The sequence below is a fragment of the Aeromonas sp. 1HA1 genome (assembly GCF_029237385.1).
Taxonomy (GTDB): domain Bacteria; phylum Pseudomonadota; class Gammaproteobacteria; order Enterobacterales; family Aeromonadaceae; genus Aeromonas; species Aeromonas popoffii.
Genome location: NZ_JAACGC010000192.1, coordinates 1 through 944, shown reverse-complemented (window position 1 = coordinate 944; position 944 = coordinate 1). Strand labels below are relative to the sequence as shown.

Below are 944 nucleotides of genomic sequence, written 5' to 3'. Positions count from 1 at the left end.
ACAGGGATTGCAGGCTGGAGCTCACTCTGGGAAGGCTGGCAAACACTGCAAAGTAAACTGGACGGCTTTATTGCCGCCAAAGAGATGATGGCTTCGGGGATCAAGATCTGATCAAGAGACAGGTTCATACCCTTGCTCGTCACGCCTTGAGATCGCCCGCTCCTGGCCCAGAATGAAGCCTGACGGATGAGGGTGGATTCTTGCACAAGATTGAGGGTATGCTGGAGTGAGTGCGATCAACAGGTCGTCACTGAAAGCGTACTGAAGTCTACGATTCGGATGGCATGCTGGAACCTGGGTTCCAACTGTCTGGGTAACATTTTTGGAGTTTGATGATGAGTAACAAAGAACATCACAACGGCAAAGATGCCAAGAAAAAGCCGCAGTTGTCACTGAAAGAGAAACGCGAAGCCAAACGTCAGAAAGCAGATCTGAAAAACGGCAGCGCGATCAAGTAACGCTCCTCCACGCTGTCGTTCCTCCGGAGCCAGTATCAAGCCAGCCTGTCACAGGCTGGCTTTTATGTTTCTGGCTTGAAGCGTGGCGCCATAGGTATCGACGATCTTCTGATACCGGCCATCAGCCCGCATGGCGTTCAACTGGCGATCAAATCAGCGCTGGTGTACCGCTTGGCGAAAGGTAAAGTGATACTGGGTAGGGGCAAACCGATCATATTGCCTGACCCGGTCGGGGGCATAGATATCGGCGCCATATTTGCTGTCGGCCAATTGCACCAGATAGTGGTAAAACACCCGTTGTTCTTTTTCTCTATGGCGAGCCTGTGTCAATAACATGCAAAAAAAAGCCCCGAATCAACGTAAGCGTCCGGCCACTACCGTCTGGTGAATGGAGGCAGTTGTGGACAAAGTAGTTCCCACTAAAAAGTAGTGGGAACCAAAAATGGTGTACACCAATAGCCGTACCAATAGCAGCCGTAAAGGCAG

Annotated in this window: 2 protein-coding genes; one reads left to right on the top strand and one right to left on the bottom strand. The window is 51.1% G+C overall.

Features of this window, described 5'->3' with window-relative positions; all coding sequences use genetic code 11:
- Positions 1 to 335 precede the first annotated feature (335 nt).
- The gene (locus tag GWQ22_RS21600) at positions 336 to 458 is read left to right on the top strand and encodes a hypothetical protein (protein ID WP_098981751.1); all 123 of its coding nucleotides are present in this window, start codon (positions 336 to 338) and stop codon (positions 456 to 458) included.
- A 153-nt stretch (positions 459 to 611) separates the two neighbouring features.
- Here GWQ22_RS21600 and GWQ22_RS21595 read toward each other — a convergent pair whose 3' ends face one another.
- On the bottom strand, positions 612 to 794 hold the full coding sequence (locus GWQ22_RS21595; RefSeq protein ID WP_275931641.1) for a hypothetical protein: 183 nt from the start codon (positions 792 to 794) through the stop codon (positions 612 to 614).
- Positions 795 to 944: the final 150 nt, after the last annotated feature.